Source organism: Pedosphaera parvula Ellin514 (assembly GCF_000172555.1).
GTDB lineage: Bacteria > Verrucomicrobiota > Verrucomicrobiia > Limisphaerales > Pedosphaeraceae > Pedosphaera.
Genome location: NZ_ABOX02000040.1, coordinates 51,482 through 67,793, shown reverse-complemented (window position 1 = coordinate 67,793; position 16,312 = coordinate 51,482). Strand labels below are relative to the sequence as shown.

At 52.2% G+C, this 16,312-nt stretch carries 14 protein-coding genes and 1 other RNA gene; 5 read left to right on the top strand and 10 right to left on the bottom strand.

The features are described from left to right. Window positions 1-714, top strand: a 714-nt coding sequence (locus CFLAV_RS35710; protein ID WP_007417375.1) for a hypothetical protein, incomplete at its 5' end; no start/stop codon positions are given. Between the two features lie 13 nt (window positions 715-727). On the opposite strand, the gene CFLAV_RS23605 is transcribed toward CFLAV_RS35710, so the two are convergent. The 10 genes from CFLAV_RS23605 to CFLAV_RS23555 all read right to left on the bottom strand — a co-directional run bounded on the left by CFLAV_RS23605 (window position 728) and on the right by CFLAV_RS23555 (window position 12,866). After that, window positions 728-1,339, bottom strand: a complete 612-nt coding sequence (locus tag CFLAV_RS23605; protein ID WP_007417374.1) for an HAD family hydrolase — start codon at window positions 1,337-1,339, stop codon at window positions 728-730. Between the two features lie 23 nt (window positions 1,340-1,362). Then, the gene (gene recR, locus CFLAV_RS23600) at window positions 1,363-1,965 is read right to left on the bottom strand and encodes a recombination mediator RecR (RefSeq protein WP_007417373.1); all 603 of its coding nucleotides are present in this window, start codon (window positions 1,963-1,965) and stop codon (window positions 1,363-1,365) included. Window positions 1,966-2,020: 55 nt separating this feature from the next. After that, complete coding sequence (locus CFLAV_RS23595) at window positions 2,021-2,332, bottom strand: YbaB/EbfC family nucleoid-associated protein (RefSeq protein WP_007417372.1); 312 nt, start codon at window positions 2,330-2,332, stop codon at window positions 2,021-2,023. Window positions 2,333-2,438: 106 nt separating this feature from the next. Beyond that, window positions 2,439-4,268 (bottom strand): DNA polymerase III subunit gamma/tau, encoded by a 1,830-nt coding sequence (dnaX, locus tag CFLAV_RS23590; RefSeq protein WP_007417370.1) that lies wholly within the window; start codon window positions 4,266-4,268, stop codon window positions 2,439-2,441. Between the two features lie 95 nt (window positions 4,269-4,363). Further along, window positions 4,364-4,460, bottom strand: an RNA gene (gene ffs / locus CFLAV_RS33735) — signal recognition particle sRNA small type. A 79-nt stretch (window positions 4,461-4,539) separates the two neighbouring features. Next, the gene (locus CFLAV_RS23580; RefSeq protein ID WP_007417368.1) at window positions 4,540-5,163 is read right to left on the bottom strand and encodes a hypothetical protein; all 624 of its coding nucleotides are present in this window, start codon (window positions 5,161-5,163) and stop codon (window positions 4,540-4,542) included. Window positions 5,164-6,159: 996 nt separating this feature from the next. Beyond that, on the bottom strand, window positions 6,160-7,206 hold the full coding sequence (locus CFLAV_RS23570; RefSeq protein WP_150107562.1) for a tetratricopeptide repeat protein: 1,047 nt from the start codon (window positions 7,204-7,206) through the stop codon (window positions 6,160-6,162). A 278-nt stretch (window positions 7,207-7,484) separates the two neighbouring features. Then, the gene (locus CFLAV_RS32980; RefSeq protein ID WP_007417363.1) at window positions 7,485-9,908 is read right to left on the bottom strand and encodes a leucine-rich repeat domain-containing protein; all 2,424 of its coding nucleotides are present in this window, start codon (window positions 9,906-9,908) and stop codon (window positions 7,485-7,487) included. 111 nt (window positions 9,909-10,019) lie between these two features. Next, window positions 10,020-11,294: an FHA domain-containing protein gene (locus CFLAV_RS23560; RefSeq protein ID WP_007417362.1), complete on the bottom strand. Its 1,275-nt coding sequence runs from the start codon at window positions 11,292-11,294 to the stop codon at window positions 10,020-10,022. 72 nt (window positions 11,295-11,366) lie between these two features. Beyond that, complete coding sequence (locus tag CFLAV_RS23555) at window positions 11,367-12,866, bottom strand: FHA domain-containing protein (RefSeq protein WP_040549895.1); 1,500 nt, start codon at window positions 12,864-12,866, stop codon at window positions 11,367-11,369. A 315-nt stretch (window positions 12,867-13,181) separates the two neighbouring features. On the opposite strand from CFLAV_RS23555, the gene CFLAV_RS32975 reads away from it, so the two are divergent. From CFLAV_RS32975 to CFLAV_RS23535, 4 genes are all read left to right on the top strand, one after another. Further along, on the top strand, window positions 13,182-14,006 hold the full coding sequence (locus CFLAV_RS32975) for a hypothetical protein (protein WP_007417360.1): 825 nt from the start codon (window positions 13,182-13,184) through the stop codon (window positions 14,004-14,006). 111 nt (window positions 14,007-14,117) lie between these two features. After that, window positions 14,118-15,065 (top strand): hypothetical protein, encoded by a 948-nt coding sequence (locus tag CFLAV_RS23545; RefSeq protein ID WP_007417359.1) that lies wholly within the window; start codon window positions 14,118-14,120, stop codon window positions 15,063-15,065. A gap of 51 nt (window positions 15,066-15,116) precedes the next feature. Then, a complete protein-coding gene (locus tag CFLAV_RS23540) occupies window positions 15,117-15,782 on the top strand; it encodes an RNA polymerase sigma factor (protein WP_007417358.1) in 666 nt (221 codons plus the stop codon). A gap of 14 nt (window positions 15,783-15,796) precedes the next feature. Beyond that, the gene (locus CFLAV_RS23535) at window positions 15,797-16,294 is read left to right on the top strand and encodes a hypothetical protein (protein ID WP_040549894.1); all 498 of its coding nucleotides are present in this window, start codon (window positions 15,797-15,799) and stop codon (window positions 16,292-16,294) included. Window positions 16,295-16,312: the final 18 nt, after the last annotated feature.

Here is a 16,312-nt window from a genome sequence, read left to right as displayed (position 1 = left end):
AATTGCCGTGTTCAGTTCACAGCTCAGGACATCGAATTCATTCTGGAGGTTTTAGGAACAAAAATTCGCACCGCCGATTGTCTGGTCAAACTCCTGGCAGACGAGGAATCTCGTGACCTGATTTTGGACGATGAGACATTATTCCATTCGTTGTTGGAACGACGTGGTTGTTTGCGCATATCCTCCCGCCTTTATTTCTATGTCCTGGTGCGCCATGTTTTTAAACGCTCAGATATCAACGATCGTCAGGTGGCCGATTACGTTGCCGAACTGCTGTCCGCTTTTTCTGAGGCTCGCAGTTCCCAGTGCATTCTGCCTGGCCAGTTGAATCCCTTGGATTATTTCTTCGAAATGATTTCCGCCTTGCAGACGGCGGATGACAGAACAAGTTTCCTCATCCGCATGCACATTGGGAATTATTCATTGTTCCTTTCGGGTGTTTTCCCAGACCGGATTCGTTTCCGCGCTGAAGTGCGTGGTTTTCCCGACTTGAAGTATTACGACCAACTCGGCCGGACGCATTACCGCATTGCGGGTGAACATCGACTTGCTCAGCGTTATCATATGGAAAGTGTGCTGATGACTTTGTCGGAGCGATTCCAAACCACACGTCGCGCTCTGAATGATATGTCTGACCGATTGCTCTCCATTGGCGACCCGGATTATCCGTTGCAGAATCTTTTTGGTCCCGACAAAAGCAATCCTCAATCCTGAGTCTCGCTAATGCCTAGTTGACCAACCCAATGGTTCTCAATGCGTCCCAGGTTTTCTCGGGAGATTCCTGGAGCACTACCTGCCAGCCCCGCGCAGCACCCGCCGTGACGTTTTCCGCACGGTCATCCAAATAAAGAATCTCCGAATTACGACGCTTCGTTTCCCGCTCCACGACTTCATATAACCCTGCCTGCGGTTTCATGACGCCATGCTGGTAAGAGAGAATGTAGCCGTCGAAATTGGCGAAAAACGGGTAACTCTTCCGAATGTGAGCCACAGCAATCTCGTTTGTATTCGAGAATATAAACGTGGGAATGCCTTTCGTTCTTAGTGAACGGTGCAACTCAATCATCCGTGGAATGGGCTCGAAGATATCCGCAAAAATCCTGCTAAACTCCTCCAGATCACCGCAGAATCCCGTCTCCTTCGAAACTGATTGAAAGAACTCCTGCTTGGTCATGAGGCCCGTCTCATATCGAAAGAGCAGGGGAGAGTGATCGATGAACTTCTGGACTTCTGCGGCGCTGATTGTGCCGCGGGCAGCGAGTTTCCGGGCCACAATTCCATAATCAAAGTCAACCAACACCTTTCCCAAATCGAAGACAACAACTTCTGGCAGATTCATGAATCGTAAAGTTTGGAGAAAACTTATTCCATCTCGCGACGCCCGGCGAGAGCATGCGTAAGAGTCAACTCATCGGCGAATTCCAATCCACTTCCAGCTGGCAATCCGTGCGCAATCCGGCTGATTCTCAATCCTGGACGCGCCAGTTTCTTGGCCAGATAATTACTGGTGGCATCGCCTTCAACGTCCGTTCCCAAGGCGACAACAATCTCCTTAATCGGCTCTTGTGATAGCCGGGATTCCAATTCGCTTATTCTGAGATCTTCCGGCCCCACACCGTTCAAGGGAGAAATCTTGCCGCCTAAAACATGATATCGGCCATGGAACGTGCCAGATTTTTCGATTGAAATAATGTCTGTTGGCCTTTCCACCAAACAGATCAAACCGCCATCTCGGCGCTCATCACTACAAATGGAGCAGGGTGTCTGCTCCGTCAGCGACCCGCAGATGGGGCAGGTTTGGATCCGTTCACGCGCCTCGACTAGAATCTGGGCCAACTGCTTCACCTCGCTCACATCACTCTGAACCAGATGCAAAGCCAGCCGCTCGGCTGAGCGCGGACCGATCCCCGGCAATCTGCTCAGGATACCGGTCAACGTCGTGATAGGTTCAGGTAATGAAGCCATGCAAAAATAAAATAACCGGAGCCAGTCACTCGCACTCCAGAAACAGTTGATTCTCTTAGGTCAAACCGGGCAGATTGAAACCGGAGGTGACCTTGCCCATTTCCTTGTTGGAAATATCCTTGGCCTGGGCCAGCGCCTGGTTGGTCGCAGTCAGAATCATGTCCTCGACCAATTGCGCATCCGCGGGATTCAAAGCCTGTGGATCCACTTTGATCGAAGCCAGGGTCCCATCACATCTCGCAACCACTTTTACGGCTCCGCCTCCGCTCGTCGCCTCGACTGTGCGGGCGGCCAATTGGGCTTGAATTTCTTCCATCTGCTGCTGCATACGCGCAGCCTGTTTCATTAGTTTGCCAATGCTCGACATATTAAATCTTTTTGTTCAATGCGTTTGTTATGATTATTTCAGTTACGCCATTTTCATCAGGATGCAAGCGCCTTTTGGTCGGAATCGGCTCCTCCTTCCTCATGGCCTAGGCCCGGACCTCAACGATCGTCCCTTTAAATACTTCCAAAGCTTTCTTGATCAACGGGTCATTCTTGAAATCTTCCTTGTTAAACACCATCGGAGCAGGTCTTTCCCTGGCTGCCTGGGGAGCCGCCGGTGCTCCCACAGGAGTCTTGTTCGCCGGTTTTGCTGATACGGATGCAGCCTGTGCAGGGGCATTTGCCGGTTGAGGAACTGCCTCAGCGGGATGCAAAGCCCAGCCAGTCGGACGCTCGGCTTTTACAAACTTGATCTGCATCCCATGATAACCCAGCTCACCCAACTTTGTCTGCAACAACGCATGATTCTTCGCGTTATCCACAAACCCGATGTGGTCCGCAAATTCAGGATCAAAACCGATTGTGAACAACGTCTTCGACATCGAAACCGGATGCGCCTCCAGGAAATAACTCTTCGCAAATGGGCTCGCCTTTCCCACTGCCTCCACCAGGTTGCCCCAAAGTTGATCGAGATTCCCATCGCCCGCTGGCATCCTCGTCGATGCCGTTCCAAGTGCCGTTTCTGCCAACCTTGCTGGCGCAGATGGCGCAACCGGTTGCACCGGCTCCGTAACAACCTGTGGGCGCGCCGTTGCGGATGCCTGAGCCACTACCGGAGCCGCCGTCAAAACCCTTACCGGCGTCGCAGCCTGAACCGGCGCATTCGCTCCGCCGCCGCCATTCCTCAATTGTTGCAACTGCTGCAACACATTATCAATGCTCACCGCATTCCGCGCTTCAATCGCCTTCAGCAATGCCACCTCAACCAAAATCTTCTTCGACGACGCATCGCGCAACCGCATCTCGCAGTCACTCAACACTTCCATGATTCGCGTCAATGCATCCGTGCTCGATCCCGCACCTTGCTCCGAAAGCGACGCAGCTTCCGCTTCACTCACCTCCAACAGCCCGAGATCGCCCTTTGAAACCTGGAAGATCAACAAATTCCGGAAATGATTCAGCAAGTCCGAAACCAGCCGCCCCAAATCCTTTCCGTTCTTCGACAAATCATTCAGCTCGCGCAAGGCCACATCCGCCTGACCCGCTAGAATCGACTTCGACAACCCCAAAATCTGTCCGCGCGCCGTCAACCCGAACATCGACAGCACATCCGCTTCTTCAATCTTATCTCCGCAAAAGCTGATCAACTGATCCAGCGTCGACTCCGCGTCGCGCATACCGCCTTCAGCCCCGCGCGCAATCGCATCCAACGCCCCCGAGTCAATCTTCACCTTCTCCAGTTTCGAAATATGCGCCAAATGCTTCGTGATCAACGCCGATGGAATCCGCCGCAAATCGAACCGCTGACACCGCGACAAAATCGTCGGCAAAACCTTCTCCGGCTCCGTCGTCGCAAACATGAACTTCACATGCGCCGGCGGTTCTTCCAACGTCTTTAACAGCGCGTTGAAAGCCTCCTTCGTCAACATGTGCACTTCGTCAATAATGTAAATCTTGAACTTCGACGTCGCCGGTGCGTATTTGACCGTATCTCTCAGTTCCCGAATTTCCTCAATGCCACGATTACTCGCGCCGTCGATTTCCAACACATCCAGCGACCGCCCCTCCGTAATCTCCTGGCAACGCGGATCATCATCCGGAAAATCCACCTTCGGACCGCCCGTGCAATTCAGGCACTTCGCAAAAATGCGCGCGATCGTTGTCTTTCCCGTCCCTCGCGGCCCCACGAACAAATAAGCATGCGCAATCCGGTTCGACGCGATCGCATTGCTCAGCGTCTGCGAGACATGCTCCTGCCCAACCACATCCGAGAACCGTTGCGGCCGATATTTGCGAGCTATGACTTGATAGGACATACGTTCAGAACCATTGTAACCTATTGTGCAAAATGCGGAACCCGGTGGATTTCCGCTCCAGTCCGCATTCCGCACTCCACGTTCCAAAATAAATTAAATGCCAGGGTGACCACGGCGGATGCAGAGCAAACTACCGTTGCTGCATTCCTGCCCTGGCGGGATTTGTAAGTCCACATTCCATGGGCCCTGGCAGCAAACAACTTGCCCCAACCCGCGCACTTCATCAAGGAGAATTCCTGTCGCATCATCCATTTCTTTAACCCTTTGTAGTTCATTGCCAAACCTTTCCAAAAGCCAAAGTTCCATTGTGCTCTTTGATTGCAGTCCAATAAACCTTTCGAAACGCCATCAACTGCCAGTAACTGCCGTTGACTGCCACTTCCCACTTCCTTTCCTTCAAAAAATCCTTTTGCCCAACGCCCCCTGCCTGAATGCCAATCCGATAATTTGATAATCTGAAAATCTGATAATTGTTTAACCTTCCGATACCTTCCGATACCTTCCGATACCTTCCGATACCTTCCGATACCTTCCGATACCTTCCGATACCTTCCGATACCTTCCGATACCTTCCGATACCTTCCGATACCTTCCGATACCTTCCGATACCTTCCGATACCTTCCGATACCTTCCGATTTTCAACTCGCAATTCCCCGTGACCCTCCGAACTCTGGCCCACATATGAATTAAAAACTCACCTCCGACGCCTGACGCCTGGCAAGAAGTCCTTTCCAAAATGGCATTATCGGTCGAAAACTGCCGTTGACTGGCACACTCGGTTCCATTCCCGGCGGAAAGCAGAATCTTCCTCTTTCGCGTAGTTGGCTTATCGCCCGTCCGAAAGGACTTTCGCGATTCCAAAGTCTTTTCATTCATTCCGTCCTCCAAATTCATAATTTTTAACACGAGTTAGCCCGAGATAACCCGAGATAGCGCGACTTAAGGCGACTTAACCCGACCTCCCAGCCACTCATCCACAAGAACTCCAGCAATAGACCGCCGGTTCCAATCTGATAATTTGATAATATGAAAATTTGATAATTCACAACCCACTCCTTTATCCTCATCATGGCTCTTTCCATATGATGACTCAAATGTATGGTAATAGCCAAAACCCCGTCAACAGAAAAAGACCATACGCATGAAGGTATAAGGTGGCCTTTTTTTGCCGGAATTGCACCATGCCTTCCCTAAGCATCGCTTATCCTCGGCCATATGCCATCCGCGGCCCCACAATCCCGTCGCGTCCATCCGGGCAGAAAGTCCCGCGTTCACGCGGTGCCTTTAACCGTTGAATATCTGGAATAACCTCCANCCACAAGGAACAACGCAAAATCTCACCCCTCCGCAGGCCCAACGGGCCGTTCCAAACCAGCCCAGGCAGCAGGCCTGGGAAAACGTCCAAGGAGGAAACGAGGCCCAACGGGCCGCCCCAAATTATTGACTGAGCTTCCCGTTCACACATCCAGCCGAACACGCTCCTTTTATACCTCCACCCACAATCCAAACCAACCCACATCCTCTCTTAAGCTCCATAGGAGCGGCACGTTTATAGCATCGAAATCTTTTAATGATTCCCCTTCGGTCAATAAATCCAGGCACACTCCACCAATGCAGCCGAAGGGCAGGGGCACCTTAAATCCTTCAAATCCCCGGCAACCTCCACATACCCGACCTGCTTGGTCAAATACGGTCCCCAACGAGCGCAGATTTGCAATCGGATCTTGCTTTTACACTTTCGTCGCCCTGAACCCGCGCACGCGACCAACGACTGTAACCCATGGCCAGCCATCAACCCTCCCGTAGCGGCCGCACGTAAGCAGGCTCTAACCTTTCCGTAGCATGAGTAAATACCCAGCATTAGCCCGTTCACCAGCAATGCAGGTGATCCTAGTTTTTCTTCCAAGGGGCCTGATACGTATAGAGCAACTGCGAAGCCTGTTTCCTGTAATCATCGGCTTCTTCCTGCTTTGAAATCTTACTGCAAACTTGTGCCATGAGATAATAGTCCTCGCCATTATCCCGCAACCAGTCTTTCCCGAACCTATAACACTCTTGGAAGCACTTGTTTGCATGCTCGCTATCGCCTGAGCGCTCAAGGCAAATGCCCCGATAATACAGGGCTGATGGGAGTTTGGGATTGATGGCCAATGCCTTTTCTAAAAAGTCCTTTGCTTTGTCTGGTTCGCCGCCTTTCAAATACGCCTCGCCTAAAACATTATAAATCATGCCTGCATTCGGGAAGTGGGAGTTTGCATTTTCCAAAGAGGAGATCGCTTTGGCATGTTGCCCATTATAGAGATAACAAAGTCCGAGCATAAAATTTATAGTTCCCTTGTCCTTCTCTGGCAGATTTGCTGGAGCTTTTGCCCATAAAGGCTCGAGAATCGCGACTGCTTCATCGTATTTTTGAATCGTCATCTCGAGGGTTGCCAGCGAGAACTGTAATTGTGGAATGTCAGGATGTTCTGCCACCATTTCCTTATCCACAGAGTATGCCTTCGAAAGCTCTTTGTTCATTTTAAGAGCAAGCGCATACATCATTCCTGTCCTGGGATCGTGCTTGGAGGTAACATAAGCTTTCTCCATACTCCCGACACAAGCAGGCATGTTTTCCTGGGCCATATAACAGGCGCCAAGCGCGGAATGAATTGAGGGATCATCGGGATAGTCCTTTTCAGCTTTCTGCAGAATCAATTCATTGGTCGCCAGTGCTGCCGGAGTAAATTGATTTTTCTGACCGGCATTGAAAGCCGTGATTAATTGGCGAGCCAAATCCTGAGGAGATGGTTCAGTTGCAAGACCATGATGGCTGACAACCCCTAAAAATAAGAGAACAATGACAAGTTGCTTCATAAAGACGGCTCGCGATAATCCTTGGAATTTATCCGCTTGTCCATTTTTTAAGGGTATCGTTAACCTTTTTTTGTAGTTCAACTCCGAGGCTATGTTCCAATTGACCGCGCCAAATTACTTGGTCCTGAAAGTCATGGTCACACGCCTAGCCAGTGTAAATAAGTGGGATCGACCCATTGACTTAGAACAATCACCAAAATGAATGTCATTTATTGAGGCCGTCCCGGAGGCTCCAGGCGCGCTTTCTTCTCCTTCTCCACACCCAAGTGGGGAGAAGGTTGTGATGAGGGGTTCAATCGCTCACTCCGTTTCCGAATTCATTTTGAAGTGCGTCATAAATGGTTTGCCGAACGAACACTTTATGGCGAGCGGAGGCGATAGAAACGACCGGGATAATTTGTCCACTGTGGATCGCCGAAATAGGATGAACCGCCAGTGAGTGTGTTGGTTGCCACCGGAATCCAAACGGGATTGGCCAGATTCGTGCAGGCTTCTACAACTATGATCAATCCACTGCTACCAGTGATATCGAAACCAAACCGATTCGTCCGCACACCAAAACTGGTTCCGCTGGTCTGCGCGTGTGGGTTCCACGGCGCCGTCGGAGCATTGCCATACGTCGCGCCCCAGTTCGTTGTCCCGGGGAGGTAATAGACGGTCACATGGCTATCCCCGTAAAATAAATAAGGATACCCGGGATTAATACTGGGGGCGTTACCTTCGAAATAAACACTTGTCAGGCTGGGGCTGTATTCGAACGCAGAGGCCGTGATTTGGGTGACACTGCCGGGGATCGTGATGCTGACCAGGCTGGTGCAGGCATAGAACGAACTGTCTCCGATGCTGGTGACGCTGTTGGGAATCGAGACGCTAGCCAGGCTGGTGCAGGCGAAGAATACACTATCTTTAATAATGGTGACGCTGTTGGGAATCGCGACGTTAGTCAGGCTGCGACACTCTTGGAACGCCCAGCTCCCGATGTTCGTCACGCTGTTGGGAATCGTGACACCAGTTAGGTAAATGCAGGAGACGAATGCATAGTCTCCGATGCTGGTGACAGTATTGGAGATTGTGAAGCTGCCGGTTTTGCCGCCCGGACATTCGATAAGCGTGGTCTGGCTCTTGTCGAATAAGACGCCATCCACACTGCTATAGGCGGGGTTGAGCGCATCAACGTTTATCGCGCTCAGGTTGGTGCACCCATTGAAGACAAAGCTTCCGATGTTGGTAACGCTGCTTGGGATTGTGACGTTGGTCAGGCTGCACTCAGCGAAGCCATTCCCTCCGATGGTGGTAACGCTGTTGGGAATGATGATCGCGGTGAGACCTTTACACCCGGCAAATGCGCCGGTTCCGATGTTGGTGACACTGTTGGGTATCGAGACGCTTGCCAAGCTGGCGCAGTCGACGAACGAAGCGTTTCCGATGCTCAGGACACCGTCGGGAATTGTAACGCTGGCCAGGCTGCTGCAGCTTTCGAAGGCATTCTCCCCGATGCTGCTCACACTGCTTGGGATGGTGAAATTGGTTAGATTGGTGCACCAGGTGAACGCAAAGTCCGCGAGGTTGGTAACGCTATTGGGGATAAAGACGCCGGTAAGCCCGCTGCAGTAACCGAATGCCTCGGATCCAATGCTCGTGACACTCTCCGGAATCGTGAGATTGGTCAGGCTGGTGCAGGAATAGAATGCATCGTCTTCAATGGTAATGAGGCCATTGGCCATCACGACGTTGGTCAGGTTATAGCAATCAACGAATGCATAGTAGCCGAGGGTCGTGACGCTGCTGGGGATCGTGATGCTGGTCAGGCTGGGACACTGTTCGAACGCATCGTCTCCGATATAGATGACACCGCTGGGGATTGTATAAGAGGCTGCCCCGCCGGCGGGGTATTCGATCAGCACTGTCTGGCTCTGGTTGAACAAAACCCCGGCAATGCTGCTATAGGCGGGATTGTTCGTATCCACGTTTATTGTGGCCAGGCTCCAACCGCCACGAAATGGCGATACCCCGATGTTGGTGACGCTGCTGGGAATCATGATATTCGTGAGGCCGCAACTCTCGAACGCAAAGTCCCCGATACTGGTGACGCTGTTGGGAATTGAGATATTGGCCAGCCTGGAGCAACCACCGAAGGCGAAGATTCCGATGGTGGTGATGCTGCTGGGGAGCGTGACATCGGTCAGGCTGGAACAATCACCGAAGGCGGAGTCTCCGATGCTAATCACACCGCTGGAGATCGTGACGGTGGCAAGGCTTTTGCAGCCATTGAATGCAAAGAAATCGATGCCGGTAACATTGCTGGGTATTGTGATGCTGGCCAGCTTGGGGCACCCGGCGAACGCAAAGTCTCGAATCCTGGTGAGGCTGCTGCCAAGCGTCACGTTTGTAAGGCTAGTGCAGTTCATAAACGTGTAATACCCCATACTCGTGACACTGTTGGGGATCGTGATGCTAGTCAGACCGGTGCAATCACCGAATGCCTGGTCCCCGATGTTGGTGACACTGTTGGGGATTGTGACGCCTGTTACGAAGCGGCGGAATTCAAATAAATTATTTCCGACCGTGGTGACCGGCAATCCATTGGTAGTGCTTGGGATGGCAACCTCGCCGCCCGAACCAGTGTAACCCGTGATGGTAATCGCACCACTATTGGTGGTGAAATTGAATTGGGCCTCCACTGCGATGGGCAGCATCAAGCCCAGCAGCAATATCAACCTGAAGGTGCAGTCAAGGTGAATCCCAAAGAACTGACCCTTCCTCCTCTGTTTAGCACTTCCCATAAAAAAAGAACTATCAGTGTTCTTCGAGGCGAGTCAATCTTAAATATCCGTTTATGTTCCCCGCAGGGTCAGGACACCTTGACTTACCGCGACACGCAACAACCTCCCGCCTCACTTTCTAAACCATCCCAACTCCGCCTTCTTCGTCCGATACAGGACACCCAACAACCGCATCTCCACCGTCAGGAAATACCAGGCAAAAAAGCCGCATACCACGCTCGGAATCACGATCGCATGTTTGAACTGGTCCATGCAGAAATTCACCAGGCCTTGCAAAAGCAGGATCAACAACAACACCCCGCAAGCAGTCAGATATTCACGATACACCCGCAGCATGGAAGGAATGATTAGGACCGGATTTAGCGCCATCACAGTATCGAACATGGAAACCGCCAGGATCGCCATCGGGAAATAAAGACATCCCAGCACCATGGTTGGCGCCACCAAACCACTCAAGAATGGTTGGTTGCTCGCCAAAATCGCCATGAGCAGAGTGGGGCTGAAACAAAATGCCAGGATGATGATCAACTGCATCAGCGGACCAAACACATCTCCCCAACCTAAAAAGTCTGGCCAATCCGGCATCTCCTGCGCGCCATTGGTCGTCGTCACGACGATGCGTTGCTGGTACGAAAACAAATACCCGAACGCAAAAACTGAAACCAGGATCAGTGCCACCAGGCTGGCAGGGGAATACACACCCGCATTCGCGATGAAATTGACGAAGAGATAAAACAATGTCCCGGTGATCATCAGGACCCAACCATCACCTTGAAACGGATAGCGAAAAACCTTCGGCAACAGTGCAAAAAAACTTTTGTCCGCATCTTCGTCGGTTGGATTCAGTAAAGTTGGATCAACCGGTCCGCATTCACACTGACATTTCCGGCACTGCTTGTGTAATATCCCTTTCACCCGCGTCGTCGTCACACACAAATCACAAAAGAAACCGCTACACTGCGGACACTCAAACCTGGCCTGATAACGCCCATGATTCTCACACGCCGGTGATCCATCCCGCATCCGATTATAAACCCTCGGTGTCGCCGCGGTTTGCTCCTCGACCGCGAACAACTCCGCCGTTGGCACCAACTCCGGCGCATCCTCCTGAAAAAGCAACTCCACCTCTCCCACTCGCAGTGTGCAACTCGCCTGCAAATAGCCCTCATGAAGCTGCACCTCGTTCACGAAACAGCCGTATCTCGACCCTAAATCCCGAACCAGCACCCCTTCATCTTCCACCACTATTTCGCAGTGTAAATCTTCAATCGAGTGGTGATAGATGGATATGTCATTCGTAACCGTCGAACCCAGGGTATTAACCCCGGGATGAAGTTGAAATTCCCGCTGACTCGGACTCCCAACATGGAGCAGCAATTTTGGCATGAGTAAATGTTGAATCTAAACTCCTGGTCGCAAATCCGACTGAATACCGCGAACTGAGCAGTCACTGTCTTTCTACCTGTTGAACCAGCCAATCTTTTGCTTGTTTGCGTAATAGAGCAGGCCCAGGACGCGGCATTCCACTGTAAGAAAGTACAAGCCGACGAAGCTTGAGATAAGGCCGGGAACAAATCGAACCGGGATGATTGTGGGCAACCAGGCCGCACCGGCCCACCGCACCAGGAAAACCCCACCCAAAACGAGGAAAGCAACGAAATATTGCAACGGCACCTTGGCGATGGCTGGAATGACCACCAGCGGATTGATTGCGGTTATGCTTCCCAACATGGTTGCCGACAAAATTGCCATCGGAAAATAAACACATCCAAATAAAATCGCTGGAATTGCCAAAAGGGCTGCAACCGGTCCGCCATTGGATGCTGCCCATGCTGCGGCTCCAATTGTTGGGCCAAAACAGAGCAACAGGATTCCAATCAGCTGGAAACAAGGTGCCATAATGTCCTGCCAAAAACTGGTAACCTCCGGCAGCGAAGGTTCGTCCACATCACCATCCGCCGTGACATGGATGACGTTTTGCATGTAACCATAAAGGTAGCCCAGCGAAATAGCCTCCAGCCACAATGCGAAAATAAAGCCCACGCCGAGAAGGAAGTGCATTTCAAAAGCAAATGTGGCTAACGATTGAATCAGGGTAAAAAAAAGAGTGCCGCCAACAAGAACGTACATGCCCCCTCGTCTGAAAGGATAGCCAAAAGCGCCTCCCAACTGGGCAAAAAAATTGGATTTCCTCGAAGCCTCAGTCGGATCTATCGCCACTTCAACCGGATTGCACAACACGGCGCATTTTCGGCAAAAGTTCCCGGACTCACTACCCATTGAGCGTGCACTCACGCACAAATCACAAAACACCTGGCCGCACTTTGGGCAACTCCACCTGGCCGTTGATTTGGGATGATACTTGCAAACCAGTTTCCCTCCCGGCCGTGCCACTGGACTCGATAGCAGCGGCGGAGTAGGTATCTCATGACTCGGTGGCGGCGGTGCTGCCACCGTCGGAGCCAGTCCCGCGACACGCAACCCACCCGCAGGAGCAGGGGATGCCGATGCTGCAGTTTCCTCCGCATGTGAACGTGAAATGCGCAAACCACTTGCCGGAGCCGCTACCGCCACCGGCGCAGCTGTCGCAACCGCAGAACCTCCCACGCTCATCGCAACAGCCACGGGTGTTGCTGTCATCGCCAGGGACTCCACACTCACGCTTCCCACCGCATCATCTTGAAATAGGAATTCCACTCCACCCAGGCGCAATCGTTGACCTGGCTGTAGCGTCGCCTCCTGCACCGGCGTGCCATTCAGACAACTGCCATTCGTCGACCTCAGGTCCTGGAAATGGACTTGATTGCCATTCACCGTGATCTGGCAGTGCCTCGTGGACACTGAACCATCATCGATCTGAAAATCATTCGCGAACCCGCGCCCAATGTAATTTGTCCCCTGCTTAAGTTCGTATTCTTTCGCCTGTGGAGTTCCTGGATTTAATACCAATTGGGGCATAATTAAGTTAGGGTTGCTCGAGTTCCTATGAATCATTAATTACTATTCATCCTGCTCACCCCTGTCTATCAAAAAGCAAAAGTTTTCGCTCTATCCCGATAATCACTAGGCGTACTATTTTGCACCTTGTTTTTCCGTGCCCCATCCAGCTAAATCTACCAGAATGATTTAGTCGGTAAGTAAGCAAAATTTCGAAAGAGGTGAGGAGAGCATGGAAATCAAAATTCAATGTCCCTGCGGCCAGAACTTTAAGTTTGATGTTGAGCCGGAGATGGTCGGATGCCTTTCAGCGTCTGTTGCCCTTCATGCGGGGCGATGACACCAAACTCGGTAACGCCATTCTCGCAAAACTTTCGCGCTCAATCCGCACTAAACGCTGCGCCATCGGGACCAGCTGAAAACCGCAGACTACGCATCCACCGGGCGGAGCCAACTCCGACCACCACCAGTCCCGAGGCCGAGACCGTTCCCCCTGTCGCTCCACCTTACGCTCAACTTTCGGCGGCGAATAAACAATTAACCAAAGTTTCAATGAGCCGCGGAAAGCCCGCCATGGGAATCATGGCTGGTGTGGCTGCCGGTGCCTTGGCTGCATTTGCCTGGTATCTGTTAACTCTTGCAACCGGTTATGAGATTCGCATCGTCTCCTGGCTTATCGGCGTCGCCGTCGGCCTTGGCATGCGCAAATTCGGTTGTCCTACCACCCACAAATACGGCTCCATCGCCGTCCTAATTACCGCCCTGGCCATCATTGGCGGCCAGTATTTCGTAATCCAACGCTTCGTCGATGGTTCCCTGGACGGCCTTGCCGAGAATGCCTATGTCGAGCACACTGCTTTCGCCCGAAAGGCGCTGAATGCCAGTTCTGATCAGGAAATCTCTAACTTGTTCGCGCATCATTATGGGAAAAACGAATTCTTTGTTACCAAAGAGGAAATCCAGGATTTTCGTGCCACCTTGCCCGAACTGCAGGATTTCCTAAACGGCAAGCCCTCCAAGGCTGAATTCATCAAGACAGTCAGGAGCAGAGCCGACACTTTATCCTATAGATGGTCGGTGTTCCAACGAAGCCGGAGTCTGGGATTCCTGATGTGGCTCGTCTTCGGCATCCTGGCCGCCTATCGCGTCGCTACCGGGTAAGGCCGGAGGGTTCATATCTTTGCTGTAACCTTTTCTCCACTCAATCCGTAAGCCTTATTGAAAGCGGATCATTATTCGCTCGTACGATAACGAAACTGGAACAGATAAAATATGAAAAGCAATTTCTGGAACCGAACCCTCTCCGTCACTGCACTTTGTGCACTCACTTTGCCTGCCTGGTCCGCTCCACTGCAACGCGCCGACGTCCCGGCGGACCCTGCTTGGGTGCTGCATCTGGACTGCGACAGCCTCCGTCCCACGGCCATTGGGCAATTTATCCTCGGTGAAATGGATAAACCGGAATCCAAGGCCAAGCTCGCTGCCTTCCAAACCATCTTCAGTTTCGATCCCCGCAAGCAGCTGCACGGCCTGACGCTCTACGGCACCGGCGCCAAGCCCGAGGATGGTGTCCTGCTGGTATACGCTGATTTCGATGCTGAACGTCTCACTACCCTTGCCAAAGCCGCGAAAAAATACGAGAGCAGCGAGCACGGCGCGCACACGATCCACAGCTGGATCGACGAAAACAAAAAGAATAAGCACGGGGAAAAGCGGGTTTACGCCTCAATTCAAGGCAACCGCGTCATCTTCGGACAACGTGAAGCCACCGTCGCCAGCGCCTTGGATGTTCTCGACGGCGGTGCAAATCTATCCACCACTTCCACCTTCCCTCAACTCGGCGCGACCGGCACGACCAGCTTCATCCAAGGGGCCGCTCGCAGGCTCGACCTGCCCGGAACCGACCCGAATTCCCAGCTCCTCAAGTTATCCAAGTCGATCCGCCTTGATGTTGGTGAGGCGCAACAACAGTTGATCGCCACGATTACATTGGAAGCCAACGACGAGGAAGTTGCCAAAAATATCAATTCCATCGCTCAAGGAATGGTTTCGCTCATGAAACTGCAAAAGGACAATCCTAATGCTCAAAAGTTGGCCGATGCCATCACCCTTAAGCAGGATGGCGCTGTTACCATCTCAACCTTGTCCCTCCCAGTCGGCGATGCAATTGCAATCATGAAAGCCGACGCCGCGCGCAAAGCCAAAAAGCATGCCGAATAGGAATAAGTGCTTGCCCAAATCGCAGAGGTTGGTCCCTTATTATAAAAACAAATGGCCTGGGAAATCAAAACGGTTTCAGACGAGGAGCTTGCCCGGCTAACCCAGGTAGGCTCCCTGTCCGCGTTTGAAAAACTGGTCTATCGGTACGAAGGCCGCATCCACCGTTTTGTTGCCAACCTCTGCCGTAATGACGCTGATGCGCGCGAGATCACCCAGGACACCTTTGTGCGTGCCTTCCAGGCCATCGCTCAATTTGATTTGAGCAAAAAGTTCGCTCCCTGGCTCTTCACCATCGCCCGCCGCAAGTCGATCGACCACCATCGCGCCACACCTCCCATGGCCGATGAACCGGTTCCTGACCAAACCGACCACGATGACCCGGCGTCACAATTGGCACGGAAGGAAGCTCGGCAAGGGCTTTGGTCAACCGCCCGCCAACATTTGCCACCTTTGCAGTTTGAGGCTTTGTGGCTGAAATATGCTGAAGAAATGAGCGTTGAGGAAATCGCCCAGGTGCTCCGCAAAACCCGAACCCACGTCAAAGTGCTCTTATTTCGGGCTCGCACGACTCTCGGCCACGAAATAGAAATCGCTGGAAAAGCTCCCAACCAACCAAATGGAGTTGCCACTGCCGGCTCCAAACCTAAAGAGACTCCTGGTCTCCAGACTGGACCGGCAGCAGCCCGACTCAAACAATCTGGCTTGGGTCTCGTGTAATTAAAACAATGTGTATGAAAACATTCCTTGCGAAATTCAAAATCTCCACGGCTCTGGATGCTGGCAAACCAATTCCGGATCACATCCCGGAGACCAAAGCCAATGACGTGCGCCAATTCGCAAAGAATGCCTCCGCTCTGGATCGGGCTTTGAAGCAATCGGTGCCGCAGCCTGAAACGTCTCCTTCACTTCATAACTCAATCATGCAGGCGGTCCGCCAGGCTGAACGCCCTCAGGCCAATTTCAGTTTCAATGTCTTACGCTGGCTTCCTGCCACTTCACTGGCTGCTTTGCTGCTGTTGATAGTCTGGTGGACCTTGCAATCTCCTCGCTCAACTGCGAACCCTGAACTCAATTCACAGGCGTTGGCTATGGCGGCCGACGCCTTGGAAATGGGAAATCAAATCAGCACCATGCCGTCAGTCGCAATGAATCCCGTCTCCGATGAATTGGATCGCTTGAACCAGGACCTGACCAGGACCGCAGACTTTCTCCTGGCCAGCATTCCGTAACCGATCTCAGTGGATGCG

What these genes read in the sequence shown, in the direction of transcription:
- CFLAV_RS23605 (WP_007417374.1), bottom strand. Translation starts at nt 1,339, where the DNA reads ATGAATCTGCCAGAAGTTGTTGTCTTCGATTTGGGAAAGGTGTTGGTT.
- recR (WP_007417373.1), bottom strand. Translation starts at nt 1,965, where the DNA reads ATGGCTTCATTACCTGAACCTATCACGACGTTGACCGGTATCCTGAGC.
- CFLAV_RS23595 (WP_007417372.1), bottom strand. Translation starts at nt 2,332, where the DNA reads ATGTCGAGCATTGGCAAACTAATGAAACAGGCTGCGCGTATGCAGCAG.
- dnaX (WP_007417370.1), bottom strand. Translation starts at nt 4,268, where the DNA reads ATGTCCTATCAAGTCATAGCTCGCAAATATCGGCCGCAACGGTTCTCG.
- CFLAV_RS23580 (WP_007417368.1), bottom strand. Translation starts at nt 5,163, where the DNA reads ATGAATTTGGAGGACGGAATGAATGAAAAGACTTTGGAATCGCGAAAG.
- CFLAV_RS32980 (WP_007417363.1), bottom strand. Translation starts at nt 9,908, where the DNA reads ATGGGAAGTGCTAAACAGAGGAGGAAGGGTCAGTTCTTTGGGATTCAC.
- CFLAV_RS23560 (WP_007417362.1), bottom strand. Translation starts at nt 11,294, where the DNA reads ATGCCAAAATTGCTGCTCCATGTTGGGAGTCCGAGTCAGCGGGAATTT.
- CFLAV_RS23555 (WP_040549895.1), bottom strand. Translation starts at nt 12,866, where the DNA reads ATGCCCCAATTGGTATTAAATCCAGGAACTCCACAGGCGAAAGAATAC.
- CFLAV_RS32975 (WP_007417360.1), top strand. Translation starts at nt 13,182, where the DNA reads ATGACACCAAACTCGGTAACGCCATTCTCGCAAAACTTTCGCGCTCAA.
- CFLAV_RS23545 (WP_007417359.1), top strand. Translation starts at nt 14,118, where the DNA reads ATGAAAAGCAATTTCTGGAACCGAACCCTCTCCGTCACTGCACTTTGT.
- CFLAV_RS23540 (WP_007417358.1), top strand. Translation starts at nt 15,117, where the DNA reads ATGGCCTGGGAAATCAAAACGGTTTCAGACGAGGAGCTTGCCCGGCTA.
- CFLAV_RS23535 (WP_040549894.1), top strand. Translation starts at nt 15,797, where the DNA reads ATGAAAACATTCCTTGCGAAATTCAAAATCTCCACGGCTCTGGATGCT.